Annotated in this window: 22 protein-coding genes and 5 tRNA genes; 19 read left to right on the top strand and 8 right to left on the bottom strand. The window is 58.4% G+C overall.

Features of this window, described 5'->3' with window-relative positions:
- The first annotated feature begins 200 nt into the window (after nucleotides 1–200).
- Entirely contained in the window at nucleotides 201–1,796 is a 1,596-nt protein-coding gene (gene serA, locus I6J19_RS09610) for a phosphoglycerate dehydrogenase (RefSeq protein WP_038629526.1), read from the top strand.
- 98 nt (nucleotides 1,797–1,894) lie between these two features.
- Here the strand turns inward: serA and I6J19_RS09605 are convergent, their stop codons facing one another.
- Together I6J19_RS09605 and I6J19_RS09600 are read right to left on the bottom strand one after the other, a co-directional pair.
- A complete protein-coding gene (locus I6J19_RS09605; RefSeq protein ID WP_038628563.1) occupies nucleotides 1,895–3,397 on the bottom strand; it encodes an acetyl-CoA hydrolase/transferase family protein in 1,503 nt (500 codons plus the stop codon).
- A 151-nt stretch (nucleotides 3,398–3,548) separates the two neighbouring features.
- A complete protein-coding gene (locus tag I6J19_RS09600; RefSeq protein WP_038628564.1) occupies nucleotides 3,549–4,625 on the bottom strand; it encodes a GTP-binding protein in 1,077 nt (358 codons plus the stop codon).
- A 289-nt stretch (nucleotides 4,626–4,914) separates the two neighbouring features.
- On the opposite strand from I6J19_RS09600, the gene I6J19_RS09595 reads away from it, so the two are divergent.
- The 3 genes from I6J19_RS09595 (at nucleotide 4,915) to I6J19_RS09585 (ending at nucleotide 9,247) form a co-directional block, all read left to right on the top strand.
- Nucleotides 4,915–6,429, top strand: a complete 1,515-nt coding sequence (locus I6J19_RS09595; protein WP_038629527.1) for an acetyl-CoA hydrolase/transferase family protein — start codon at nucleotides 4,915–4,917, stop codon at nucleotides 6,427–6,429.
- 202 nt (nucleotides 6,430–6,631) lie between these two features.
- Nucleotides 6,632–8,155, top strand: coding sequence for an HNH endonuclease signature motif containing protein (locus tag I6J19_RS09590; RefSeq protein ID WP_052155600.1), 1,524 nt, complete (start codon nucleotides 6,632–6,634; stop codon nucleotides 8,153–8,155).
- Nucleotides 8,156–8,230: 75 nt separating this feature from the next.
- Nucleotides 8,231–9,247, top strand: a complete 1,017-nt coding sequence (locus tag I6J19_RS09585) for a 3-isopropylmalate dehydrogenase (RefSeq protein ID WP_144242510.1) — start codon at nucleotides 8,231–8,233, stop codon at nucleotides 9,245–9,247.
- Nucleotides 9,248–9,292: 45 nt separating this feature from the next.
- Here I6J19_RS09585 and I6J19_RS09580 read toward each other — a convergent pair whose 3' ends face one another.
- Nucleotides 9,293–9,946: a mycothiol transferase gene (locus I6J19_RS09580; RefSeq protein ID WP_038628569.1), complete on the bottom strand. Its 654-nt coding sequence runs from the start codon at nucleotides 9,944–9,946 to the stop codon at nucleotides 9,293–9,295.
- Between the two features lie 61 nt (nucleotides 9,947–10,007).
- Here I6J19_RS09580 and I6J19_RS09575 point away from each other — a divergent pair, with 61 nt between their 5' ends.
- From I6J19_RS09575 to I6J19_RS09565, 3 genes are all read left to right on the top strand, one after another.
- On the top strand, nucleotides 10,008–11,882 hold the full coding sequence (locus I6J19_RS09575) for a DUF294 nucleotidyltransferase-like domain-containing protein (protein WP_038628571.1): 1,875 nt from the start codon (nucleotides 10,008–10,010) through the stop codon (nucleotides 11,880–11,882).
- A gap of 33 nt (nucleotides 11,883–11,915) precedes the next feature.
- The gene (locus tag I6J19_RS09570) at nucleotides 11,916–12,503 is read left to right on the top strand and encodes a 3'-5' exonuclease (protein WP_038628573.1); all 588 of its coding nucleotides are present in this window, start codon (nucleotides 11,916–11,918) and stop codon (nucleotides 12,501–12,503) included.
- Between the two features lie 65 nt (nucleotides 12,504–12,568).
- The gene (locus I6J19_RS09565; RefSeq protein WP_005509430.1) at nucleotides 12,569–13,357 is read left to right on the top strand and encodes a fumarylacetoacetate hydrolase family protein; all 789 of its coding nucleotides are present in this window, start codon (nucleotides 12,569–12,571) and stop codon (nucleotides 13,355–13,357) included.
- Here the strand turns inward: I6J19_RS09565 and I6J19_RS09560 are convergent.
- Together I6J19_RS09560 and I6J19_RS09555 are read right to left on the bottom strand one after the other, a co-directional pair.
- The gene (locus I6J19_RS09560) at nucleotides 13,354–14,586 is read right to left on the bottom strand and encodes an isochorismate synthase (RefSeq protein WP_038628575.1); all 1,233 of its coding nucleotides are present in this window, start codon (nucleotides 14,584–14,586) and stop codon (nucleotides 13,354–13,356) included. The genes I6J19_RS09565 and I6J19_RS09560 overlap by 4 nt on opposite strands.
- Before the next feature lie 56 nt (nucleotides 14,587–14,642).
- On the bottom strand, nucleotides 14,643–15,365 hold the full coding sequence (locus tag I6J19_RS09555; RefSeq protein ID WP_038629531.1) for an SDR family oxidoreductase: 723 nt from the start codon (nucleotides 15,363–15,365) through the stop codon (nucleotides 14,643–14,645).
- On the opposite strand from I6J19_RS09555, the gene I6J19_RS09550 reads away from it, so the two are divergent.
- Nucleotides 15,364–16,077 (top strand): TIM barrel protein, encoded by a 714-nt coding sequence (locus tag I6J19_RS09550; RefSeq protein WP_070432192.1) that lies wholly within the window; start codon nucleotides 15,364–15,366, stop codon nucleotides 16,075–16,077. The two genes, I6J19_RS09555 and I6J19_RS09550, sit on opposite strands and share 2 nt — an antisense overlap.
- A gap of 57 nt (nucleotides 16,078–16,134) precedes the next feature.
- Nucleotides 16,135–17,622, top strand: coding sequence for a glutamate--tRNA ligase (gltX, locus tag I6J19_RS09545; protein ID WP_038628577.1), 1,488 nt, complete (start codon nucleotides 16,135–16,137; stop codon nucleotides 17,620–17,622).
- Here the strand turns inward: gltX and I6J19_RS09540 are convergent.
- Nucleotides 17,606–18,970, bottom strand: a complete 1,365-nt coding sequence (locus I6J19_RS09540) for a hypothetical protein (protein ID WP_235191245.1) — start codon at nucleotides 18,968–18,970, stop codon at nucleotides 17,606–17,608. The genes gltX and I6J19_RS09540 overlap by 17 nt on opposite strands.
- A 240-nt stretch (nucleotides 18,971–19,210) precedes the next feature.
- Here I6J19_RS09540 and I6J19_RS09535 point away from each other — a divergent pair.
- The 9 genes from I6J19_RS09535 (at nucleotide 19,211) to I6J19_RS09495 (ending at nucleotide 23,777) form a co-directional block, all read left to right on the top strand.
- Nucleotides 19,211–19,282, top strand: a tRNA-Gln gene (locus I6J19_RS09535).
- A 49-nt stretch (nucleotides 19,283–19,331) separates the two neighbouring features.
- Nucleotides 19,332–19,404 (top strand) — tRNA-Glu (locus I6J19_RS09530).
- A gap of 30 nt (nucleotides 19,405–19,434) precedes the next feature.
- Nucleotides 19,435–19,506: transfer RNA gene (locus I6J19_RS09525), tRNA-Gln, on the top strand.
- Nucleotides 19,507–19,557: 51 nt separating this feature from the next.
- Nucleotides 19,558–19,630 (top strand) — tRNA-Glu (locus I6J19_RS09520).
- A 76-nt stretch (nucleotides 19,631–19,706) separates the two neighbouring features.
- Nucleotides 19,707–20,486 (top strand): tRNA threonylcarbamoyladenosine dehydratase, encoded by a 780-nt coding sequence (locus I6J19_RS09515; RefSeq protein WP_038628579.1) that lies wholly within the window; start codon nucleotides 19,707–19,709, stop codon nucleotides 20,484–20,486.
- Nucleotides 20,486–21,268 (top strand): TatD family hydrolase, encoded by a 783-nt coding sequence (locus I6J19_RS09510; RefSeq protein ID WP_038628581.1) that lies wholly within the window; start codon nucleotides 20,486–20,488, stop codon nucleotides 21,266–21,268. The genes I6J19_RS09515 and I6J19_RS09510 overlap by 1 nt, the downstream gene beginning before the upstream one ends.
- An 84-nt stretch (nucleotides 21,269–21,352) precedes the next feature.
- A tRNA-Glu gene (locus I6J19_RS09505) sits at nucleotides 21,353–21,425 on the top strand.
- Between the two features lie 128 nt (nucleotides 21,426–21,553).
- On the top strand, nucleotides 21,554–22,510 hold the full coding sequence (locus I6J19_RS09500; RefSeq protein WP_038628582.1) for a lactate/malate family dehydrogenase: 957 nt from the start codon (nucleotides 21,554–21,556) through the stop codon (nucleotides 22,508–22,510).
- Nucleotides 22,511–22,580: 70 nt separating this feature from the next.
- A complete protein-coding gene (locus tag I6J19_RS09495; RefSeq protein ID WP_239122776.1) occupies nucleotides 22,581–23,777 on the top strand; it encodes an acyltransferase family protein in 1,197 nt (398 codons plus the stop codon).
- Here I6J19_RS09495 and I6J19_RS09490 read toward each other — a convergent pair.
- Nucleotides 23,684–24,109 carry a carboxymuconolactone decarboxylase family protein gene (locus I6J19_RS09490; protein WP_038628584.1) on the bottom strand — a complete coding sequence of 142 codons (426 nt, stop codon included), beginning with the start codon at nucleotides 24,107–24,109 and terminating at the stop codon, nucleotides 23,684–23,686. The genes I6J19_RS09495 and I6J19_RS09490 overlap by 94 nt on opposite strands.
- Nucleotides 24,093–25,007, bottom strand: coding sequence for a LysR family transcriptional regulator (locus I6J19_RS09485; protein WP_038628586.1), 915 nt, complete (start codon nucleotides 25,005–25,007; stop codon nucleotides 24,093–24,095). The genes I6J19_RS09490 and I6J19_RS09485 overlap by 17 nt, the downstream gene beginning before the upstream one ends.
- Before the next feature lie 69 nt (nucleotides 25,008–25,076).
- Between I6J19_RS09485 and I6J19_RS09480 the strand changes: the two genes are divergently transcribed.
- Entirely contained in the window at nucleotides 25,077–26,015 is a 939-nt protein-coding gene (locus I6J19_RS09480; RefSeq protein WP_235191247.1) for a TDT family transporter, read from the top strand.
- Nucleotides 26,016–26,039 lie beyond the last annotated feature (24 nt).

Raw genomic sequence — 26,039 nt, 5'->3', positions numbered from 1 at the left:
TTTGCCGACTTGAATGTCGGGGGCAACGGCGCTTACTCCCTAAACAAAGGGTAGTAAGCGCCGTTTTGCTTAGGTAAGTACCCCCGCGCCTCACCCCCAGAGTTTATGATGAGACGTAATGCGCGTGCACGCTTTAGTAGTTTTCTTAAGTGACACCGCACATACTGCATAAATTTTTCGAGACAAACCAGGAGATGCTTGTGAGCCAGAACGCTCGCCCCGTTGTCCTCATCGCCGACAAGCTGGCACAGTCCACAGTGGACGCATTGGGGGATTCCGTTGAGGTCCGTTGGGTAGATGGTCCGAACCGCGCTGAGCTCCTGGCTGCGGTTGGTGACGCTGACGCACTGCTCGTCCGCTCCGCTACCACCGTGGATCAGGAAGTCCTCGAAGCGGCTCCGAATCTGAAGATCGTCGGCCGTGCCGGCGTTGGCCTGGATAACGTCGACATCGATACCGCTACCAAGCGCGGCGTCATGGTTGTCAACGCTCCGACCTCCAATATTCACTCTGCATGTGAGCACGCAATCGCGCTGCTGCTGGCCACCGCTCGCCAGCTGCCGGCTGCGGACGCGTCCCTGCGTGAGGGGGAGTGGAAGCGCTCTTCCTTCAAGGGGGTCGAAATCTTCGGCAAGACCGTCGGTATCGTCGGTTTCGGTCACATCGGCCAGTTGTTTGCGCAGCGTCTCGCTGCTTTTGAGACCAACATCATTGCGTACGATCCGTACGCGAACCCGGCCCGTGCTGCTCAGCTCGGTGTTGAGCTGGTTGAGCTGGAAGACCTGATGGCTCGCGCTGATTTCGTGACCATCCACCTGCCGAAGACCAAGGAAACCGCTGGCATGTTCGATGCTGAGCTCCTGGGCAAGGCCAAGAAGGGGCAGATCATCATCAACGCTGCCCGCGGCGGTCTCGTCGACGAGCAGGCGCTTGCCGACGCGATTAAGGCTGGCAACATCCGCGGTGCTGGCTTCGATGTGTACGCGACCGAGCCGTGCACGGATTCCCCGCTGTTTGGCCTGCCGGAAACTGTTTGTGCTCCGCACCTGGGCGCCTCCACCGTTGAGGCTCAGGACCGCGCCGGTACCGATGTCGCTAAGTCCGTACTGCTGGCACTGGCTGGCGAGTTCGTCCCGGATGCCGTCAACGTTTCCGGTGGCGCTGTTGGCGAAGAGGTGGCCCTGTGGCTCGAGCTGGCTCGTGAGCTGGGTCTGGTTGCTGGTGGTCTGCTGGAGGGCGCTCCGGCCGCTGTTGAGGTCACCGCTCGCGGTGAGCTGCACACTGAGGACGTTAACGTTCTGGGGATGGCAGCAATCCGTGGACTGTTCTCCCTCATGGTGGAAGAGCCTGTCACTTTCGTTAACGCTCCGCGTATTGCAGAAGAGCGGGGTGTGACCTTCACTGTCGAGACTGAGCCGGAGTCCGTCTCCCACCGCTCCGTCCTCGAGGTCAAGGTCATCGGCGCTGATGGCTCCACCGCTACCGTCGTTGGTGCTCTCACTGGCCTGAACCGCGTTGAGAAGATTGTTCGTATCAATGGCCGCGGCATCGACATGCGTGCTCAGGGCCGTAACCTCTTCCTGCTGTACAAGGACGTTCCGGGTGCTCTGGGCCGCGTAGCTACCACCCTGGGTGAGTCCGGCATCAACATCGAGGCTGCTGCTCTGTCTCCGCAGGAAGCAGATCAGACTGCCATCCTGGTGCTGCGTGTTTCCAAGGAGGTTCCGGAGGAGCTCGTCGAGAAGATTGCCGAGGAAATCTCCGCTACCCACGCTCTGCAGCTTGAGCTGGACTAGTTTTGAGCGCCTAGGCGTTTTAGAGCTACTTCCTAGCCTATGAAAAATCCCCTCCAACCGGAGGGGATTTTTTTGTTTGCCTGCTAGTTTTACAAGCCTTAGCCCTTCATCGAGCCCTTCTCAATCATGTTGACGTGGAAGTCGAAGGCAGTGCGCAGATCGTGCGGGGTCGACATGCCCGGAGCGGTCTTCAGCGCGCGCTCGTAGTACTCCTCCAGCAGTGGCTGGTACTCCGGGTGTGCAACGGAAATCATCTTAGCCACGCGGTCACGCGGTGCCAGGCCACGCAGGTCAGCGAATCCACGCTCGGTGATGATGACCATGGCGTCGTGCTCGGTGTGGTCAATGTGCGAAGCGAACGGAACGATTGTCGAAATCGCACCGTCCTTCGCCAGCGACGGCGAGATGAACGAGGAAACGAAGGCGTTACGGGTGAAGTCACCGGAACCACCGATGCCGTTCATCATGCGGCTGCCGTTGATGTGGGTGGAGTTGACGTTGCCGTAGATGTCGGCCTCAATCATGCCGTTGGTGGCGATCAGGCCCACACGACGGACAACCTCCGGGTGGTTGGAGATCTGCTGCGGGCGCAGGATGATGTTCTTGCGGTAGCGAGCAGCCTCGTTGTTCATGCGCTCGGCTGCTTCTGGAGACAGGGAGAAGGAGGTAGCCGAAGCGACGGTCATCTTACCTGCGTCAATCAGGTCAATCATGCCGTCCTGAATAACCTCGGTGTAGGCCTTGATGTTCTCAAACTTGGAGTCCAACAGACCTGCCATCACAGCGTTCGGCACGTTACCGACGCCCGACTGCATGATGTACTGGTCGTAAGCCAGGCGACCCGCGCGAACTTCGCCCTCGAGGAAGTCGAGGAAGTGGCCAGCAATGGCCTTCGAGGTCTCATCCAACGGCTTGAACGGGGAGTTGCGGTCCGGCGCGTTGGTCTCGACAACTGCGACAACCTTGTCCAGGTTGATGTCGATGTAAGGGGTACCAATGCGATCACCCGGGGCATTGATCGGCACCGGCGTGCGGTTAGGCAGGTGCTGAATGCGGTAGATGTCGTGCATGCCCTCGAGTTCCTCGGACTGCCACGAGTTGACCTCAATGATGATCTTGTCAGCGTTGTCCATCCACTCGACGTTGTTGCCAACGCTTGACGACGGAATGAGGTGTCCATCTTCCGTAATACGAGTGACCTCTACAATTGCGGCGTCAATCGGCAGGAAGCCCTGCTCGATGTACAGCGCGGAGTGGGAGAGATGGATGTCCTGGTACTTTGCCTTGCCGGCGTTGATGGACTTACGCAGTGCCGGATCTCCCTGGTACGGCATGCGGTAGCGGATGATGTCAGCTTCTGCCATCACGCCGTCACAGTCCGGGGCGGTGGAAGCGCCGGTGTAGATGTCGACAGCGAATTCTTCACCCTTGGCGTGGAGTTCCTTGCCTCGGTTTGCCAGCGCAGTCGGCAGAGCCTTCGGGTAGCCAGCACCGGTGAAGCCAGAGATGCCGAGGGCATCACCGTGATTGATAAACTGTGCCGCCTCGTCGGCGGTCATTACTTTGCCGCGCAAACCGGCATGTGCGATGCGATCAGACATGTCATCTCCTAGATTGACTGTTCGACTTTAGTTTTGTCGCCTAACCTAGCATGCGCTAACAGTGTGTTGCCACACCCGCAGGTTGGGAAGTGATTCATGGCATAGTAATCGCTTCAGCTGGTTGTTTATCGGCGCTCTTCCAGGGGCTTTGCTACAGCAACTCCCGCACTTCTTCGTCGGTCAGCATGGCATCCTCGAATGCTTGCAGTGTGGCCTCTGGGTTAAATTTCACACCGATGAGTACGACCTCATTGGATGGTGGGACATCGGTTTGTGCCCACATGACAGCAGGGGTGATCTTCAGGTTCGGTCCCGCCTGACTCCACACGTGGGCGACTTCGAGGCGGTCGGAAATCCAGCAGTGCCCCTTGGATCGTACGAGGCCCTTTGTGCCGCGGAGGGCCTTGATTAGTCGTTCGCGGTCGAAGGGGCGGTTGCCTCGGAAAACAACCGAAGAAATACCGTATTCTTCGGTCTCCGGCGTGTGGGGATTCGCAAGTTCTTCTGCATATCCGTGGAAAGTGGCCGCCGTGCCTTCGTCGTAAAGCGATGCGTCGAGAATGGCGGAGGTGGCGATTTCTCCGTTAGTCACGCGGACGATGCGTGCACGAGGGTTCATTGCGCGGATGGTTTCCTCGGTACCGCCGGTGAGCTTTTCGCCTGCGAGATCGGATTTGGTGATGAGGATGAGATCGGCGAATTCCACCTGGTCGACAAGGAGGTCGGCGACCGTGCGTTCGTCGTCAGGCAGTGCACGCCCCTGGCGGAGGCTGTCGAGGAATGTGGAGGCGTCGACGAGCGTGACCATCGTGTCGATGGGGGCGATGTCGGCGAGGCGACGGCCGTCGTCGAATTCCCACTCGAAGGTAGCGGCGACTGGCATGGGTTCGGAGATGCCGGTGGATTCGATGACGATGTGCTCGAATTTGCCGCTGCGCGCGAGCTTGCCGACGTTTTCAACGAGGTCATCTCGCAGTGTGCAGCAGATGCAGCCGTTGGACATTTCGATGAAACGGTCTTCGCCGCGCTCGAGATATGTGCCCTGCTCGATCAGGGCGGCGTCGACGTTGACTTCCGAGAAGTCGTTGACGATAACCGCGATTTTGCGCCCCTGTGAGTTTGCCAGGAGGTTGTTCAGGAGCGTGGTCTTGCCGGCGCCCAGGAATCCGGACAGGACGGTGACGGGAGTGGTCGGGGTGGTGATATCAGAAAATTCGGTAGAAGTCACCCAACAAGACTAGCGTACTGAAAATGATTATCAATAACGTGTGCGTAAATTAAGGTGCGGGGAAGGTTGTAAATGTGTCGTATGGCTGATTATTGGCCAGTTGTGACGTAGGGCATAAAACGGTGTTGTAGTCGGTTTTAGTGGCGCATGGAGCGTGCCTAAAACGGGGGCGCTTTCGGGCTTCTGAATGAAGGGTGCTAACCGCTTCGTTGATAGGGTTGGGGGTGTGCTTCGGTGTTCGAAGTGCTACCCCCGATAGTCGCGTTGGGGGATGCAGAAAGGTGAGTTCATGTCAGATCGTATTGCCCATGCTGGCCTCAAATCCAAGGTGATGACCGCGCAGGAGGCGGCACAGTTCATCAATCACGGAGATATGGTGGGCTTTGCCGGATTTACCGGCGCCGGTTATCCGAAGGTTGTTCCGCCGGCTCTCGCTGAGCGCATGGAGGCCGCTCACGAACGGGGTGACGAGTTCAAGATTAAGGTCTTGACCGGTGCTTCTACCGCTCCGGAACTCGATGGTGTGTTGGCAAGGGCCAATGGTGTCGAGTGGCGCATGCCATACCAGTCTGATCCGACAATGCGTAGCCTCATTAATGCGGGCGACGCGTACTACAGTGATATTCACCTTTCGCACTCTGGTCCGATGACGGAGCAGGGCTTCTTTGGTCCGGTCAATGTTGCCGTCGTTGAAGCCGTTCGCATTAAGGCCGATGGCTCCCTGATTCTTTCCTCTTCGGTTGGTAATAGTGTTTCATATTTGAATGCCGCCGAGAAGATCATCATTGAGGTCAACTCCTGGCAATCTGAGGACCTCGAGGGCATGCATGATATCTACAGTGTCGGCCTGCCTCCGAACCGCAAGGAGATTCCGATTCTGACTCCGGGTGACCGTATTGGCACCCCGTATGTTCCGATTGATGTCGACAAGGTTGTTGCTGTCGTTGAGACTAACGCCGAGGATCGTAACTCGCCGTTCAAGCCGCTGGATGATGACTCTAAGGCCATTGCGGGTTACCTGCTCGACTTCCTCGATTGTGAGGTCAAGGCCGGACGTCTGCCGGAGAACCTGCTGCCGATGCAGTCGGGTGTCGGCAACATTCCAAACGCTGTGCTTGCGGGGCTGCTTGACTCCAAGTATGAGAACCTGACCTCCTTTACTGAGGTTATTCAGGATGGAATGATTAACCTGATGGATGCTGGCAAGCTGACCATGGCTTCCGGCACTGCTTTCTCGCTGTCTCCGGAATATGCAGCTCGAATGAATGAGAATGCTGCTGACTACCGTGACAAGATTGTGCTGCGTCCGCAGGATCTCTCTAATAACCCGGGGCTGACTCGCCGTATGGGTCTGATTGCCACTAACGGCATGATTGAGGCCGACATCTACGGTAATGTCAACTCCACTCACGTGGCTGGCTCGCGCTTGATGAACGGTATTGGTGGCTCCGGCGACTTCACCCGCAACGCCTACATTTCGTCGTTCGTGTCTCCGTCGTTGGCTAAGAATGGCAATATTTCTGCTATCGTGCCCATGGTCTCCCATGTTGACCACACTGAACACGATGTGATGGTTATCATCACTGAGCAGGGTCTGGCTGACCTCCGTGGTCTGGCCCCACGTCAGCGCTCCCGCCTTATTATCGAGAAGTGTGCTCACCCGATGTACAAGGAGGCGCTGCTCGAGTACGTTGAGCGTGCCGAGAAGGCCACTCCGTACCTGCACACTCCGCATGACCTGGGTACTTCTTACGACTTCCACCGTCGCTTCCTTGAGAACGGCTCGATGAAGCCGGTCGATTAAGGTTCTAGCGCGTTTCCCGCTTTACGACGAAGTTTGCGTCGTAGGGCGGGATTTGCTTTTAGTATCGTCTCGAAAGAGTGTTCGAATTTGGCGGTGATTCTTGGGCTTGGGTGGCGGTTTGAATCCGGGGTGAGGGATATGGTGTGGGCGAATTGATAAAGAACTGTTCGTTAGGGGACCTCGTTAGGGAGGGGGCAGTGCAATGTCGGAGTTGGAATCGTGTGGGGAATTTCGCTTCAGTCATGAGGTGAGGGCTCATCCGCTCGCTGAAGTGATGCGGGAGATTAATCGCTTGCAAGTGGTTATCGCTCAGCGGGTCGCACCACCAGATGATGGCGATGTTGAAGCTCATCTGGCTTATTGGTCGGTGGTGCTGGGCATCTCGCGCACCGAAGTGAATAAATATATGGAAATTGGCTACATGCTTGGGCGCATGCCGCAATTGGCGGAAATGTGTCGGGAGCGCGGGCACTTGTCAATGAAGCATTTGACAATGCTCGGAAAACACACACGCCCTGTAGTCGATGAAAAAGTTGACGCAGTTGAGTCGGGTCTCGTGGATGTCGTTAAGCCAAGGCGAGACGGGGAAGCGCTCCGTGGAGTGCGGGCGATGGCAACGCGGGTGCAGCGAGTGATTGGTGAGTGTGCTCCGGAAGTCCGGCCACGCGATGTGGATGTCGCTGGGTTGCACACTGATAGGGTCCTGGCCCGGAATGTGGAAGCGACCGTAGATGCTGCAATTGATGCGGCGGCATATCAAGTCGAGAAGGATGGGGAATCTGCGGAGGATCCCGCGGAGTCGCCTGAGGTGCAGGAGGTTCAAGCTGCGGCTCTCGATTACTTTGGCGATCGCATGACGGCTAAGGAGTTTATCGCGGTTGATGAACATGGTGACGCTGGAGTGACAACGCTGACTACTGTGCTCGAGCGACATCATGCGGTGGAAGCCCTTGCAATTATCGACGCAGTGGCTAAGCAGATGAAGGTGAGTCGCGCGGCAGCTTTCATGCATGCGCTACGCGGTACTTGTGAGGTGGAGGTGAATCTGGAGCTCTTCCGAGTGCTCTCTCTCGGGGAGGATGGCGAACCGGAAAACACTCCAGTGTGGCTCGCTGGTGCTGGTTGGCTTTCTACGCTGGTGGCCGAGTCTTGGCTGAAACGGGTATCGACATTGCGGGTGCTGGGGGATAGTGCCGTTGAGGGCTATCGACCCTCCGAGTCGCAGCGTGCATTCGTGCGTGCCCGTGACGGTGTGTGTAGTTTTCCTGGATGCGATATCCCTGCGGAAAAGTGCGATATCGACCATATTGTGGAATTTGATCACAGTCTTTCCGGTGGTGAGCGGCAAATGGAAGGGGCTACGCACACGGATAATCTCCATTGTCTTTGTCGACGGCACCACAACCTTAAAACTGCTGGTATATGGCGAGTTGTTCGAGGTGATGATGGGACTGAAGCCTGGACGTTCCTCTCTTGTGATGAGGGGCCGTTTGCGCACTCGGACAAAGAGCACACTGGGCATGGTCGTTACACCTTTGCCTCGCAGACTGAAAAGAAAACCGCTGCGCTGGCCGAGCACAATGAGAAACGTCGCAAACTGCATGACAGCCTCCGCAGTCTAGTGGATAAGGTGCGGAGGGATTTGGAAAAGGAGAGGGCAGTAGACGGGGTGGATTGTGAAAGCGAAGGAGATGGTAAAAACCGCGGAGACAGCGATGGGGAGTGAGTGCTAGGTTCTGCTACACTCATTTGTGTCCATATAGTGAGAAGGGTATCTCAAAAAATGACTGAGGTAGGAAAGCTGAAGATCGCCGTCATCCCGGGTGATGGCATCGGCACGGAAGTTACGGCAGAGGCACTGAAGGTGCTGGGGGCTGCTATCGGCGAGTTCGACACCACCGAGTATGACCTCGGTTCGCGTCGCTACTTGCGCAATGGCGAACTGCTCACCGACGCCGACCTTGACTCCCTGCGCGAGCACGACGCTATTCTGCTCGGTGCCATCGGTGACCCGGCGAACGTTCCTCCGGGCGTTCTCGAACGCGGCCTGCTGCTGAAGATGCGCTTCGCGCTGGATCACCACGTCAACCTGCGTCCTTCCAAGCTCTTCCCGGGTGTCGAGTCACCGCTGAAGAATCCGGGCGAAATTGATTTCGTGGTCGTCCGCGAGGGAACCGAAGGTGCCTACACCGGTAACGGCGGTGCGATTCGCGTCGGCACGCCACACGAGGTTGCCAACGAGACCTCCGTCAATACCCGCTTCGGTGCTGAGCGCGTTGTTCGCTACGCCTTCGAGCTGGCTATGACCCGCCGCAAGAAGCTGACTCTCGTCCACAAGACCAATGTGCTGGTGCACGGCGGCGGTATGTGGCAGCGTACGGTCGACGAGGTCGCTAAGGAATACCCTGAGGTAGATGTCGATTACTCGCACATCGACGCTGCGACGATTTACCTCGTCACTAATCCTTCGCGTTTCGACGTCATCGTCACCGACAATCTCTTCGGCGACATCATTACTGATGAAGCTGGTGCAGTTTCGGGCGGTATTGGCCTGGCAGCGTCCGGCAACATTGACGCCTCCAATACCAACCCGTCCATGTTTGAGCCCGTTCACGGCTCCGCGCCCGACATTGCTGGCAAGGGGATCGCTGACCCGACGGCAGCCATTCTGTCGGGTGCCATGATGCTTCGCCATCTGGGTCGTGAGGAAGACGCTCAGCGCATCGAAGCTGCTGTGGAAGCTGACATGGCTACCCGCGGTAGTGGCCCAATCAAGACCAGTGAAGTTGGCGACCGCATTGCTGCTGCTTTGAAGTAGCGCATGCGGTAGTGCAAACAGTAGTGCAGTAAAACAGGGGAAGGGTTAGACAATCACAGTTTTGCCATCGACGGTAGTGATGTGAGTCTTACCGTCGGCGGTGTGCTCGATGAAGTCCGACGCATGTCCGACCTGGGCAAGCACATTGATGATGGTGTCGAGGGTGTGTGGGGAAGGGCTTTCTGCGCCGCCATCGGGGCCATTCCCTCCCAGCCCTGCCACCAGTGCATCCCTCGTAATCTCCGCATGTCCCAGGTGCTGAGCCGCCTCGTGGAAGACATGCACAATCACTCCTTCGATGCTGCCGCACCACCAACGGTCTTTATCGGTAGGAATCGCAGCAGGAGCACCAGCGCGGTCAACGCCTTGCAGCTCCACCAGCGCGGATTCAATAGCCGCGCGATCACGGTGGTAAATCTCCAGCCCTTCCGAAACACTGCAATGAGCAGAAAACTCCCCATCGCGATTGCGGACATAATCGCGCCCAAGGCAGACGCGCTCGAGCCAGTACCTCGCTGATCCGGTCACATGACGCAGCAGCACGGCCAGGGAGTTTATGGCTGGGATGGGGAGGGGTGCGTTGAAGGTATCGTCGTCAAGCGTGGCGACGAGTGCCGCGAGCTTGTCCATCCTGCCGAGGATGTGGGCATCGAGCGGCCATTCGGGATTTGTGGAAGCGCTGTGTGTGGAATCGGTCATAAGGTCGAGTATTCCCGCAAATCACTCCTATTGGGGCCAAAAATAGGGGATAATTGACCCCATGACCGTCGAGCTTGCGGAAATCGCAGACTTCCTCAGCCAAACTCGCCCGTTTTCGGACCTTACCGATGAAGAGCGCGCAACTATCCCACCGCTTTTGACCATGCGCTATGCCCGTCGTGGCACGGAGATTATCCGGGCGGGTGCGGATAACAATAGCTGTTTCATTATTCGCTCCGGCATGGTGGATCTCTTCGACCCAGCTGGCACACTGCTGGACAGACGAGATGTGGGAGATCATTTCGGCTATTCGACGCTGCTGAGCAGTGACCCTTCGCTATACACGATGACGGCGGTGGAGGACTGCGTATTCCTGGTGATCTCCAAGGAGGTCTTTAACCACCTCAATGACCAGTTCGTAGAGGTCCGGCGCTATTACGGCGGTGAGAACGCGCGCATTCGCGCAGTGGCCTCGAAGTTGCGGAGCACTGCGGCATCGGAGTCGTTGCGCACACGGGTTGCGGACCTAATGGAAACGTCGCTGGTGACCTGCAGCGCCGATGCGACAGTGCAAGAGGCGGCGCAGATTATGACGGAGTGGAATGTCTCCAGTCTGCTGGTGATGGAGTCTGCAGGCGCTAATCAGAGCCCACTCGTTGGCATCATCACGGACCGCGACCTCCGTCGTCGAGTCCTGGCAGAGGCCAAGCCCGCGGCGACGCTCGTAAGCGAAGTGATGACCGAGACCCCGGAAACCATTAGTCCCGACCTGCTGGTTTTCGAGGCCATGCTGCTGATGGCCGAGCGCGGTTACCACCACCTGCCAGTGCATGACGGGACGAGAGTGGTCGGCATGATTGTTATTGGTGACCTCCTGCGCAGTCTGCACACCGATCCCGTGTATGCGACGGCGACGCTGGCGCGAAAGAGCGATATCTCAGAGATTGCAGAGATTGCCCAGAACGCGCGACGAATTGTCGGCCGGTTCATTGACCGGGGTGATTCGGGGGAGGAGGTCTCGAAGCTGCTGACTGCCGTGGCCGATGCTGTTACCCGGCGCCTGGTTGCTCTCGCCGAGGAAAAGCTCGGGCCCCCACCGGTCAGCTACGCGATTGCAGTCCTGGGCTCGCATGGGCGCGGAGAGATGGGGCTCGCATCCGATCAGGACAATGCGCTGGTTCTCGCCGACGACTACGACGCCGACGTTCACGCTGACTATTTCGCCGCGCTTAGCGACGAGATTTGCACTAACCTCGACCGAGTCGGTTATCCGCTCTGTACAGGGGATATGATGGCCAGCAATCCCGCGTGGAGGATGACTAAGTCGCAGTGGTTGCGCACTTTCCACGGGTGGATCACTGTGCCGGAGGCGGAAGCCCTGTTGCATGCGCAGACCTTCTTCGACATGCGTGGGGTGGCGGGCGACGTGCAACTAGTGGAGGAACTGCGCGCCGCCTACCTGCCGCTGGCGCAGGGGTCGCAGCGCCTGCACGCGCACTTGGCCAAACTCGCGGCCTGGCGGGAGCCGCCGCTCGGCTTCTTCCGTGGCCTGGTGCTGGAAAAGGGCGGCGAGCACGCGGAAACCCTGGACATCAAGAAGGGGGGAACTGCTGCTGTGGTGCAGATCGCGCGTCTATTTGCTGTGGCAGCTGGTCTGCCACAGCAATCGACACGTGAACGTTTGGCGGCAAGTGCCGGAGCCGGAAGCGTGAGTCGTCAAGGTGCTCAGGACCTTGCGGATGCGTTCGAGTTCCTGTGCACGGTGCAGCTTCATCACCAGCAGGCCCAGTTCAACGCCGGCACCCAGCCGAATAACCACATCTACCCGAAGCGCCTATCAAGCCTGGAAAGAGAGCACCTGCGTGACGCGTTTGGTGTTATCCGCAAGTTGCAGCAGAGTCTCGGGGCGAAGTATCCCATCCGGGCGATGTCGTGATTTAGCTGTGTGAGTTAGCTGTGTGAGCACGCAATGTTGAAGTTTTTCAAACCTCGCAAGAAAATCCTGGACGCACCTATCCGCGACAATGCTTGGCTCGCGGTAGACGTGGAAACCACAGGTCTGGATCCTTCCAAAGATCAGCTGCTTTCCATCGGTTGGGTTGCGGTGGAAGACCACGACATCGTGCTGGAGGAATCCGGTCACCTTCTCATTCGCCCAGAGCGCGAGGAGGTGAGCGTCGGCGAGTCGGCGACGGTGCATGGGCTTACCGACGACATGGTCGCAACCGGGGTAGAGGCAGAAGTAGCCGTCGGCAAGCTGTTAGAAGCTCTGCGGGGACGGAAGCTGCTGGCGCACTACGCGCGGATGGAAGTTGGGTTCCTGGATCCGTTGTGCCGGAAGTACTTTGATGCCCGCTTTGATGTGCCGGTGGCGGACACTATGACACGCGAGTACGACGCGATTCTGCGAGCCAACCGCGAGCCGGTCCGTGATGAGCTGCGGTTGTGGTCACTGTGCGACAAGTACGGCATTCCCCGTTTTAAGGCCCATCACGCGTTCAACGATGCGCTGGCTTGTGCACTGGTGTGGCTTGCGCAGGAATCGCGCGGAGTTTAAATCGTAAGTGTTTGAGAGTGGGGGTCGTTGCATAATTATTGCAATGTGACGTGTACCCTATTTTTATGCGTATTGCTCGAATCGCCCACCCAGAGGGCATGTGCTTCGCGCTCGTCGAGGGCGAAGGCAATGAAGTTACTTTGCACGAGATCGAAGGGCACCCTTTCGGTCAGCTGAATAAGACTGGTCGTTCCTGGCCGCTTGCCGACGTACGTCTGCTCGCCCCGATGCTGCCGTCGAAGGTCATCGCTATTGGTCGTAACTACGCTGACCACGTCGCCGAGGTGTTCAAGAAGTCGGCAGAATCGCTGCCGCCGACGATGTTCATTAAGCCGCCGACGGCCGTTATTGGTCCGGAAGCGCCGATTCGCATTCCGGATTTCGCCACTAACGTCGAGTTTGAGGGCGAGCTGGCACTGGTTATTGGTAAGCCGTGCAAGAACGTGAAGAAGGAAAACGCTCACGATGTAATCTTCGGATACACCATCGTCAATGATGTTTCTTCCCGTGACCTGCAGTTTGCCGACGGTCAGTGGGCGCGCGCAAAGGGTATCGATACCTTCTGCCCGCTGGGCCCGTGGATCCAGACGGAGCTGGACTACAACGAGCTGCCAATCAAGGCGCACCTGACTCACGAGGGTGTTACCGAGACTAAGCAGGACTCCAACTCCAACCAGATGATTATGTCCATCCCGGAGATCATCGAGTTCATCACCGCCTCGATTACGCTGCTGCCGGGTGACGTCATCTGCACCGGCTCCCCGGCCGGTACCGCTGCGATGTTCCCGGGCGACCGCATCGAAATCGAGATTCCGGGTATCGGCAAGCTGGCCAACCCGGTGGAGCGGGCTTAAGCCCCCTTAACTCCAAAAGCGCGGAGCACAGTGCCCATTTTGGCGCTGGTTTCCGTGACTTCTTCTTCTGGGTCGGAGTGCGACACAATGCCGCCTCCGGCCCATAGTCGTGCCACGGACCCCTCAGTGTCGATTTCGGCACAGCGAATGGAGACCACGAACTCACCATCGCCATTCTCATCGCACCAGCCGACAGCGCCGGAGTAGAAGCCCCGGTCGGTTTCCACGGCCTGGATGACACCGAAGGCGGATTCCGTCGGCGTGCCACAAATGGCAGGTGTTGGGTGCACCACCAGTGCCAAATCCAGCGCGGACAGCGACGGATCCTTCAATCGACCGCGGATATGTGTGGCCAAGTGCCACATCTCGGCGGTGCTCATCAGCTCGGGGCTGTCCGGAACATCCAGCGAACTGCACAGCGGCGCCAGGTTGTCGGCGATGTCATCGACAACGAAGGCGTGTTCATCCAGGTTCTTGCGCGAGTCCGCTAAACGACGAGCCGACGCCCGGTCCGCCTCTTCATTTCGGGATCTCGGCAGCGACCCGGCCAAGGGAAATGCCTCAACGATGTCACCCGTACGGCGGACCAGCATCTCCGGGGAGGAACCGATGAGCAACTTGCCCTCATAATCGGAACCGGCGGGAGAGAGATCCACGACAAAGCCATCACGGTTGGGGGATCCGTCGATAAGCCGCGATGCGAGAAGGAGTGGGTCAATCGGGGGATCGATTTCGAGTTCCACAGCGCGCGCGAGCACGACCTTTTCCAGCGCCGAGTACTCGATGGTGCGGATGGCTGCGGCGATGCGCTCAGCGTGCTCAACGAGCGGGGGATCGTAAGCGACGATGCTGGCGTGAGGCTTCGGTGCGTTCCAGCGGTAGTGCGCGGGTGGCTCCAGCGGCTGCGAGGAGCGGATGACTTCCCGGGGAACGGTCAGGGCGGCGGGCTTGTCCAAGTCGAAGGGCAGGGCGCCGACCACCATCTTGTGAATGCCCGAGTGCAGTCCCTCGGCTGCGAGCCAGGGGTCGGAAATCTGCTCTTCAATACCTTGCGTGCGGATGGAGCCGTGCGCACGGGAGAGCAAAAAATCAGGAGCGGTGGTTGGGCGGGACGTGTCCCAGCGCGTCGAACGTTTCGGAGTCGCTGCAGGCTCGTTCGACGGGTGAGACTTTTCCTGCTGCTCTTCTTCGTTTCCGCCGCCCAGAGAGGGGTGGTTTTCCATGGACATCGCCCTAACCCGCCTCCTCAATCTAAACCCAATTGTGCTCCAGTTTAAGGGGCAGGCTAACCCCTGCCCAAAAAGGGCATACCCGCAGCGGTAATCGTAAGCTGATCGATGACGGCACCTGCCGGCAGATTCGCGGCGTAGAGGAAAGTTTCCGCAGCCTGCTTGGCATCGAACATCGGCTCGCTGCCTGTGAACGTCCCCAACAGGTCAGTCTGCGCATTGCCAATATCAATGCGCGTTGCCGTGATGCCATACTCGCGTCCGTCGAGGGCAAGCACGTGGGTCATTCCGGCAAGCGCGCTTTTCGACGTCGCGTACGCCGCCGTGTGCGCTCTCGGCACCTGCGCTGCGATAGAACAATTGACCAGGATTCGGCCGCCCGCTTGCTCTGTCTTCCCCTCGCACCCCGCCTTCATCCGCGAAAAAGCCTCGCGTGCACACAGGTACGAGCCGACCACATTCGTATCGATGACCGCCCGGAAGTCCTCAATGTCAGTCTCTCCGAACTCCGCGGGCGTGCCGGGCAGCCCCGCATTGAGCACTGCAACATCGATGGTTCCCGTAGCCACCTGCGCGTTCTCAAACATCGCACGGACCTGCTCAGGATCGGTGATGTCACACCTGGAGTAGGTGATGTTGTCCGCTTCGGCGGCAACAGTCTCGAGCGCGTCGATACGCCTGCCGCAGATATGCACGTGCCAGCCATCGGCGGCGAAAGCCAGAGCAATTTCGCGACCAATGCCCGCGCCGCCACCAGTTACTACTACCGTTTTGGTCATGAGCACCATTATTAACTGTTCTACGGTCTACGCACACATGTCCCCGCACGACGCCGTCAACGCCGCGCGTGACGACGGCTACGCGGCCGTGGAATTCTGGTGGCCATTTGACCTCGCAGTGCCCGCACCCGATGAGGTTTCCGCTTTTTGTGACCTCTTTGACGACAGCCTTGGTCTTTATGCCATGAACCTGTGGGGAGGGGACATGGCAGCGGGACAGCGGGGAGTGCTCGATACAGACGGGTTGCCTGCCGGACACTTGGAAGCAGTCAGCCAGATTGCGAGTGCCACGGGGTTGAAGTGCTCGAATGTGCTGCTGGGGCGGTCTGGGGAGCTAACGGACTTGCAGGTGCAGAGGCTAACTGAGATCACTGCCCAGCTGGAGCTCAGTGGTGTCCGCGCGTTGATTGAGCCACTGTCCGGGATGAGCGATTATCCCATTACCGATCCCTGGCAGGCCGAGGAGTTAGCGCAACAGACTGGTGCTGGCGTGCTCGCGGACTTTTACCATTTTGCGGCCAATGGCGTGGACGTGGATGCCTGGCTCACCGATGTGGAGGCCGGAAGAGTGAGTCTGCCGGCGCACGTCCAGATTGCCGATTTCCCAGGCCGCGGCGCGCCGGGCACCGGCGGGGTGCCGCTGCGCAGCTGGGTTGAGCGGCTGCGCGCCGCTGGATACGCCGGTGAAGTGGCTGGGGAATGGACTCTGTAACCCTATGTAAAACCCTATGCATGCCTGCAGGTGGGAGGGCGGGTATCGTGGGAAAGCATGTCAGATGTTCGCGTACGCTTTTGCCCGTCGCCAACCGGTACCCCGCACGTTGGCCTCATCCGCACCGCCCTGTTCAATTGGGCATATGCCCGTCACACTGGTGGCAAGCTGGTCTTCCGCATCGAAGATACCGATGCCGCTCGCGACTCCGAAGAGTCCTATCAGGCAATCATCGAGGCCCTGAATTGGCTCGGTATTGACTGGGACGAGGGCATCGATGTCGGCGGTCCGCACGGCCCGTACCGCCAGTCGCAGCGCAAGGACATCTACGCCGATGTGTTGCAGCGCCTCATTGACGCTGGTGAAGCTTACGAGGCCTTTTCCACCGCTGAAGAGGTTGAGGAGCGCCACAAGGCCGCCGGCCGTGACCCGAAGCTGGGCTACGACAACTACGACCGCAACCTCACCGAGGAGCAGAAGGAAGCCTTCCGCGCAGAGGGGCGCAAGCCGGTGATCCGCCTGCGCATGCCGGACGAGGACATTGTCTTCGAGGACCTCGTTCGCGGTCGCATTGAGTTCAAGGCCGGCCTGGTTCCGGACTTTGTCATCGCCCGCTCCAACGGTGAACCTCTCTACACACTGGTTAACCCGGTGGATGACGCTCTAATGGAGATCACTCACGTCCTGCGTGGTGAGGACCTGCTGCCATCGACTCCGCGTCAGATTGCTCTCTACGAGTCGCTGAAGCGCATCGGTGTCGCCAAGTTCACTCCGGAGTTCGGCCACCTGCCGTTCGTGATGGGCGAGGGCAACAAGAAACTGTCCAAACGCGACCCACAGTCCAACCTCTTCATCCACCGCGATAACGGTTTCATTCGCGAGGGTCTGCTGAACTACCTGGCGCTGCTGGGCTGGTCCATGGACGGCGATCAGGACATCTTCACCATGGACGAGATGGTCAAGGCTTTCGACATCCACGATGTGCTGTCCAACCCGGCCCGCTTCGACCAGAAGAAGGCCGACGCTATCAACGCTGACCACATCCGCATGCTCGATCCGAAGGACTTCGAACAGCGTCTGCGCACCTACCTGGAAAGCCACTTCGACTTCCCGGCCGACTACCCGGAGGATAAGTTCGCTTTCCTGGCAACGCTGCTGCAGACCCGTGTGAAGACGCTTTCCGACGCCTGGGACCTCTCGAAGTTCCTGGTTGTGGAAGAGGGCGAGTTCACCTTCGATGAGCGCTCGGCACGCCGTAACTTCAAGGAAGACGCCGTCGCTGTCCTGGAGGCCACCATTGCAGCTGTGGAACCGCTCAGCGAAGAGGACTTCGTCACCGAGAAGCTCGAAGCTGCACTTCAGAAGGCCCTCATCGAGGACCTGGAGCTGAAGCCACGCAAGGCCTTTGGCCCGGTGCGCGTGGCTGTAACTGGTGCTCAGGTATCGCCGCCGCTGTTCGAGTCCATGGAGCTGCTTGGCCGCAGCCGTAGCCTGAGTCGACTGCGCAAGGCTCTCGAGGTCACTCCTTTTACTGCTGCTCAGTAAAGAGTGCGAGCTGGGCTGAGCGAAGCAGGTTCGTGTAAGAGCCCGCTTCCTTGCCCACCTTCTGCGGGTCGCGGTTCAGCATATTCATGGAGGTTTCGCGGTAGTCCTTGACCAGCGCCCCCATGTGGTTGTTGAAGAACTCGTGCCAGTCGGTTCCCCAGTAGACCGTGCCGTCCTCGTTTCGCTTGAGCAGTGCGGCAAATGCGTACACGAGCGGGTAGATGAACCCGTCCGGAATCGCGTAGCCGATGGGCTGGCGGTAGAACTTCGAGTACTTCTGTGAAGTCTTGCCAGTCCGCGGATTCTTCTTGTTGGCCTTGTCAACAGCATCAATGCCGCCGAATTTGCCCCCGCTCTTGTTGTAGAGATCGGGTAGCTCCGCGTTGATGCGCTCGAAAATATCGATGAAGTCACGCGTGAGGTTCAAGGCACTGCGGACCTTCTCATTGTAGAGAACGACCTCTTCGGTGCGCTCATTGATGCTTTCAGTGCTGGGTTTAGTGACCTCCGGGGAACTCATGACATCCTCGAAGCGGTCAAGCAGCTTGGCCTTGCCGGAGTAGAGGCTGGTAGGGGTCGGTGCTTCAATCTGCTTGCCGTCGGCATCCTTCGGCAGGTCAATACAGGACAGTGGAATCCACGCCATAGCGATGACATCGCCCACCTTTAGTCGACCAGTATCGTTGGTGCGCCACTGCACGTTGTCGCTAATTCCCTGCGGCAGAGCATGTTTCAGATCGTCAAAGTAGCCGGCGCGATTGAGTTTTGCTTCCGCCTTGAGCTCCGCATTGTTGTTGCGGGCGGCACAGATATCGAGCAGAGCATCGGAGAACTCTTGCACTGTGTCTTCGTCCCGAGCACCGGGCACGAGTACCTCTACCGGAGCTCGGGCATCGAGCTCGGTGAGGCTTTTGTCGGCAAGCAATTCCTCGATTTCTTCGGAGCGCTCCATCCAGACCTCCTTCATTTCGGACCACGTCTTGATTTTGCGGCTAGGCGGCGGAGTGAGCTTGCCCAGGACGAACAGCGCGATTGCCAGCGAGTTGTGGCCGCCGTCGAGGATGCCTTCGATGCGACGGTTGCTGAAGGTGAAGCGGTAGAGACTGTCTTCACTGGTGAACTGAGTGGAGGCCAGGAGCACACCCTTGGACTTGTAGGCGAAGAGCTCCGGCGTGGTGTCGATGGTTTCCATGATGGCATCGGTGATGCGGCCGGTGCGGGACACGCGTGGGTTGGCATCGAGGTTGAGGGCCGAGATGATTTTCGCGAACTGACGGATGTGGGGGAAGTCATGATGATTGCCTTTCAGGTCTGTTTTTGATGTGCGGCGGCTGTTTGCCAGCCGCATCACCACGAAGTGTCTCCTGAAGGGCGGATCGGCTTTGCGCTGCGATCGAATGGGCTTTCGATCTGGGATTGTGTTAGCTATATGCACTGCATTGGTTATGCATTAGTTATGCGCACTGCTGAGGTGGGCTGTGGGGAGCTCGCGAATTTAAACGAACCTTTGACAACGAACCTTTGACCAGGTGATTTGCTCTTGTTTACGCTAATTGGCTATATTATTCCTCGTTGCGTTCAGCAGCGATGGCCTATGGTGTAATTGGCAACACAACGGTTTCTGGTACCGTCATTCTAGGTTCGAGTCCTGGTAGGCCAGCAGTGAAGAAGTTCATTGTTGAATGTATTCACTAACTGCAAAGTTCTAAGCCCCGTTCGTCTAGCGGCCTAGGACGCCGCCCTCTCACGGCGGTAACACGGGTTCAAATCCCGTACGGGGTACAAAGACAGTGTGAAAGCGCCAGTCTTTATTGGCCTATGGTGTAATTGGCAACACTACGGTTTCTGGTACCGTCATTCTAGGTTCGAGTCCTGGTAGGCCAGCGGAATTCGCTTGGTTAGTCTCTTGATTAGTTGAGTCGAATTCAGTTCTAAGCCCCGTTCGTCTAGCGGCCTAGGACGCCGCCCTCTCACGGCGGTAACACGGGTTCAAATCCCGTACGGGGTACAAAGATACTCCCCAGTCAGTCGGCTGGGGAGTTTTTGTTTTTTAAGAATCGAAGCGACTATGACCAGGGGCGACTATGACCAGTGAACGTTTCGCACGATTGAAGCTACTCCTAGGGGAGGAGGGGCTGGAAACGTTGGCTGAATCTACCGTCATGGTTGTCGGACTCGGAGGCGTGGGATCCAGTTGTGCCGAAGCTCTCGCGAGAGGTGGCGTGGGCAACCTCATCTTGATCGACGGCGACGTCGTGGAGCCAAGTAATCTCAACCGTCAGGCGCTGGCGTTTGTCTCTACTATTGGCCGCGTTAAAGCCGAGGTCATGGAGGCAATGGTTGCCGATATCAACCCGGACTGTACGACCTACGCCCGCCAGATCTTCCTTACCCGTGAGAACCTGTCAGAGACCTTCGAGCAGTTCCCGTGTCCGGATTACATCATCGACGCTATCGACGATGTCACCGGGAAAATTGAGATCGCGCAGTGGTGCGCGGAAAATCGTATCCACCTCATTTCCGCTATGGGCGGCGGAAATAAGCTCGACCCATCTCGGCTGACCTTCTCAAAAATCAATAAGACAAAGGTCTGTCCGCTGGCGAAGGTCGTCCGTCAGGTGTGTATCCGCCGACGCATTCGCGGTCTTGAAGTGCTGTACTCCTCCGAAGAACCAGTGAGAATTGCGGACAAAGGCAGCGGCACCAAAGCGGAAACCCTCGGTACCATGAGCTACATACCGCCAATCATGGGGCAGATGCTGGCCGGAAAGGTCATTCGCCGTCTGCTCGGTTTCGAGGAAACCCCGCTGGCCCCGCGAATCGGTGGTCCGGCCGACGAAAACCAGCCACCAACAGAAAAATAATGCGGCTCATCGATACCCACTTTCACTACGATTTCCTGCCACCGGCGTCGCGCGAGCGCTTCAAAGCCGGTATCGCGCGGGAAGGAGTGGAGATCATCGCGCAGACGGTTCGGCCCTCCGGATTTATCGAGCTAGAGCGCGAAAACCTACCCATGGTCGCCGTGGGCTATCACCCGTGGTACATCGATGATAATTATGAGCGTGAGCTCGAGATCTTTCGCGAGGCTCTTCCACGCACCCGTTTCGTCGGCGAGATTGGTTTGGACTTCGCGCCCCGCAGGCTTGACGACGTTTCCGCCGAGACTCAAATCCATGTCCTCACCAGCATCCTGGATGCTGTCCGAGCCTCGAGTCTGTTCCATATCCTTTCCATTCACACGGTTCGCAGCGCTGATATGGTCCTCGACCTGCTGGAACCGCGCTTGGACACCAGCTCCAGCGTCGCACCAGGCGAGACCTTCGTGCCCATCTTTCACCGCTTCGGTGGCACTAGCGATGAACTGACGCGGCTGATCCGCGCCGGTGGTTATATCTCCGTCAACCCGCTCATGTTGCGGACAAAGCGCGGACGGGCCTATGTGTCGCAGGTGCCCGTCGATAGGCTCTTGCTGGAGACAGATCTTCCGCGCGAACCTAGAAGCGGTGATGGGGCGGAGATGGTCGCTGCAGAGGTAATCGCTGCATTGCGGGAAACTGTCGCCGAGGTTGCGGCGCTGCGAAATATGGATGAAGCGGAGCTTACAGACGCTCTGGCAAACAATGCGAAAACGATAGGTATTTAAGGCGCTAACCTGCGGATTTGTAGTTACTATTCGTGTCTAGTGTATTGTTTAACAAGTCCGCAGCGCGTGGATGAAAAGTTCTAAGCCCCGTTCGTCTAGCGGCCTAGGACGCCGCCCTCTCACGGCGGTAACACGGGTTCAAATCCCGTACGGGGTACAAAGATATACAAAGCACAAGCCTTCGCCCGTGATTGGGTGGAGGCTTTTTGCTTTTCGTGCTTGTGCCCCTACATTGCCTACCCCTCCACCGCGGCACTGGATTTCCACAGTCCTAGTATCGAACCTATGAAACATTCAAAACTCGTTTGTATTGGTCTCGGTCATGTCGGTTCGTATGTCCTGACATATGCCATGGAATCCGGGCTGTTCGCTGAGATTGCCACAATTGACACAGCAGCAGGTGTCGCGCATGGCGAGGCTCTGGACCAATCCCAGTCCACTGGTGTTCCCGGCACGGACTATGTCAATGTGCATGCTGGCGACTACAGCGATTGCGCCGACGCGGATATGATTATCGTCGCTGCTGGTGCGTCCATTCTCCCGGACCCGGACGACCCGGATTCCCGTCCGGACCGTGCTGGATTGGCCAAGCTCAGCGGGGAAGTTGTTCGCGATGTCATGCCGGGAATCGTGAAGCATACGCTCGATGCGATTGTCCTCTTTATTACTAATCCGCTCGATGCGGTGGTGCACTTGGCACATACCGAGTTCGATTATCCCGCGGAAAAACTCTTTGGCACCGGCACGATGCTAGATTCGGCCCGACTGCGGTGGGTAGTTGCCAAGCAGCTGGGAATTGACCCAAAGTCAGTGACTGGCTACATGATGGGTGAGCATGGTCTTACTGCCGTACCGATTCTGTCCACGCTGAACGTGCAAGGTGTGAGGTGGACAGAACTGGAAAAATGGCATGGCACGCCGCTGCCTTCACCGCAAGAAATTCAAGATGCCGTAGTCGGGGCAGCTTACGATGTTCTCAATGCCAAGGGCTGGACTAATGCCGGTGTTGCACGCTCCGCTTTGGAAATTGCCCGCGCGGTGATGCTGGATCAAAACAGCGTCCACCCGGTGTGTACACGCTTGGATGGTGAATACGGGTTGCCGGATGTCTCGCTGTCGATGCCAGCAGTGATTGGCCGAGGTGGAATTATTCGCCGTATGTCGCCACAGCTAAACAGCTGGGAGCTGGAGCGACTGCGTGAATCTGCTCAGTACATCTTGAGCACCGTCGAGAACATGTAGAAGAAATTATGTAGATTCCACTTTTGCCGAAATAACACGGGGAAGTACTTTGCGCTCCTAAAATATTGGCATGAATTCGGCCAAGTCCACCTATGTTCCGGAGTTAACCAGTATCCGTGCAATCGGCGCATTCGGCGTCCTGCTCACGCATGCCGCGTTCTGGACTGGACATTACACGGACGATTGGTGGGGGCGCCTCAGCGGTCGATTCGAAATTGGTGTCACCATCTTCTTTGTGCTCAGCGCGTTTCTGCTTACAGGACGTTGGCTCGGTTGGCCTGACGACGTCCCCGCGAAACCGCCTAGCCTGAGGAAATACTTCATCAGTCGTGCCAAGCGAGTCCTGCTGGCCTATTGGATTGTGGTCACTGCGGTATTCCTCATCCACGCCGCAGACGACCCGCCACCGGCCGGTGGCGGTCTGCAAGGCTGGCTGCGGTCGATGTCTTTTACTCAGACTCTCCAATTCGGCTGGATTCACCCGGGCTTGCCGCAGATGTGGTCGATGGTGGTGGAAGTCGGCTTCTACTTGGTATTGCCGCTGGTGGGGCTTGCCATCTGGACGGTTACAAAGGGGCGGCTGCGCCCCGGTCCGACGCTGGCCATCATTATTGGTTTTGGCCTCATTGGCCCGGTCTGGACTGTGCTGTCGCACCAGGAAAACCTGCTGCCGGTGGTGGCACGGCTGTGGCCGATGGCGTATTTTGACTGGTTCGCTATCGGTATGCTGCTGGCCTATGGGCGAAAGGTTGGCTGGCGCGTTAATTTGGCTGCAAGTTGGCTGATAGCGCTAGCGCTGTTTTTCCTATCCACGACCACGCATGTGGGGCCAGCAACCTTGGTGCCGGATGATGTCGATCAGGCGTTGTGGAAGACCACATTGTACGGCCTATCCGCTGGTGCATTCGTGGCCCCGATTGCACTGGGTACGGAGGTAAGGTGGCTTCGTCATCCAGCCTTGATGTGGTTGGGAGAGGTCTCATACGAGTTCTTCCTCGTCCACGTGCTGGTCATGGACTGGGTGATGACGTTGATGGGCTATCAGACCTTCCAAGGCTCGATGTTGGCAGTGGCAATCGTCACCGCTGCCTTTGCCCTGCCACTGTCGTGGCTGCTGCGCCGCATCACTGATGTGCTTACGCGGAGGCCAGGGCCTGCGAGCCCGTGGGCTACCTACCGATCGTCGTCGTCAAGCGGTCCGAGCTCAGCGACGAGCACTTCCTGCGCGACCTTCATCGCGGACAGAGCGGCCGGTGCGCCGCAGTAGCCGGAAGCGTGGACGATGGCTTCGGTGATCTCGGTGCGGGTCAGGCCGTTGGCGAGGGCACCCTTGATGTGGCCGCGCAGCTCTTCGGTGGCGCGCAGAGCGACGAGCATTCCAATGTTGAGCAGGGAGCGATCACGCTTGGCCAGGCCTTCACGGCTCCAGACGGAGCCCCAGACGGTGGCCGTGATGTGCTTCTGCAGGGTCTCTCCGTCGGAACCAGCGTTGCGGGCGAGGGCGGCATCGACGAATTCGTCGCCCATTACCTCGCGGCGAATTTGGATGCCGGCATCATAGCGGTCGGAGGAAAAGAGTTCATCATTGGGATTGCTCATGCTTGCTAAGTATAGGACTTGCAATGCGGATAAATTCCGAAATGTCCCCGCTAGTTTCGCTGCCGCGACGCATGACGGCGCTGAGGTTGCGGGTGAAGCGGGTGTCAGTGGGGACAATGACGATGCGCCCAAGTGTTACCTGATCGCGGATTGCGCCACGGGCGATGATTGTTGGCGCTGCCAGCGCAATCATGCCGGCGCGCTGTGCTGAAAGGGAACCGAATTCGCCGGCGGGCTCGGTGAGAGTGCCGAGCGTATCTTCCACCACCTGCCGGCTGCCGGAACCGGGTTCGCGAATAACAAGCGGGGTAGTGCGCAGTTCCTCGGTGGATATTGCATTATGCACCGCAGCCCGCTCAGTCCACGGATGCCCCGTCGGCACGGCGAGGACCAGTTCGTCGGTGCCGATGATCCGTTCTTCGAGGTCGTGTCGACCAGCCTCGCCCTCTACCAGGCCGAAGTCCACCGCACTGTTGGCCACTAGTTGTCGCACCTCACGGGAGTTTGCCTGCACCATCGACAGTTTGACTGCGGGATGTTGCCGGTGGAACTCGGCGGCCCAGCCGGGGTAGTAGAGCTCAGCGACAGTGTTGGACACCGCAAGGGTGAGGTGGCGGGGAACATCGTCGGAACGCAAGCTGGCGGCAATGCCCGAAAACCTGTGGCAGGCGGCGAGGAGGTCTGGGAGGGCGTCGATAAGCACTTGCCCGTTTTCCGTGGGAGATACGCCGTAGGGGGAGCGTTCGAAGACGGTGATTCCCAGCGCTTTTTCCGCCCGCGCGATGCGTGCGGACATGGTCTGCTGATTGATGCCTAGCTCACGCGCGGCCTTGGAGATCGAGCCTGCACGGGCGGCGGTGAGAAGTGCTTCGAGTTCGGCCACAGCGGAGGGGTACATGCATTTATGGTACCCCTCACAGAGTCTGGTGATAGCTGTAGCTGTGGCAAGAACAAATACGGTATGAGCATGACCAACTCTTCTCGCCGTGATGTGCTGGCACCCGCCGGGCCCGCGTGGGCAGGATCTCTGATGGGTACGTCCATCTTCGCCACGCTTGCGCACATCCATGACGTGCCGGTGATTCCGGAGCTTCTTCTCGTCATGGCGGTGGGTATTCTCGGTTTTATCGTGGTCGGCTGGTTGCGTCTTCGAAACCCGCCTTTCCGCTCGAAGCTGATGGCGCCGTGGGGCATGCTCTCGATGGGCATCATGGCTCTCGGTAGTGCTGCGACTGCGCTAGCTAGTAACTCATCGTGGCAGCTGGTGTCCTGGTGGATCGGTGCGCCGTTGGCAATCTACGTCAGCCTTCGCCAACTGCGAGGATTCGAAGGCGAACCAACTTTTCAGTGGGGCCTCGCGCTGGTTGCCCCGATGGTGGCGGCGACAAGCGGTGCACAGTTGAGTATCGACTACGGCACCTTTTATCACGTCTGCGGGCAAATATTCTTCTGGATGGCGCTAATCACCGTCCTACCAATTTTCGTACGCTGCTACGTCGCGCTGCTCTCTGGCACCATGCGCATCCCCGATTCCATCGCCGGTACTGCATGGATCCCGCTCGGGCTGGTCGGTCAGTCGACGGCTGCCGCGCAGCTGCTTTTCGATCGGACCTTCGCTGTCGCTTACGGCGCTGTGGTGCTCATTGTCGGCATCTTCCTCGCTGCCATTGCTTTACGACGATTCACTCGCGCCGTAATCCGTTGGGCTGGCTATAGCCCTGGTTGGTGGGGTGCAACCTTCCCCGTGGGCACGCTGAGCCTTGGTACGCACATGCTGGGCGACACCGTTGGAGCGCAGTGGCTGTACACCGTCAGTGGTGTGCTGTTGTGTTTACTGGCTGTGCACTGGAGCGCGTGCGTGGCTCGATTTGTTTGGTGGGCGCGGGAGCAGGCAGTACGGATTTAGAGTTCAACGTGTTAAACTCCTCTT

It is taken from the genome of Corynebacterium amycolatum (assembly GCF_016889425.1).
In the GTDB taxonomy this organism is placed as follows: Bacteria; Actinomycetota; Actinomycetes; order Mycobacteriales; family Mycobacteriaceae; genus Corynebacterium; species Corynebacterium amycolatum.
Note: the sequence above shows the minus strand (reverse complement) of the source record. Positions and strands in the feature narration are given on the sequence as shown.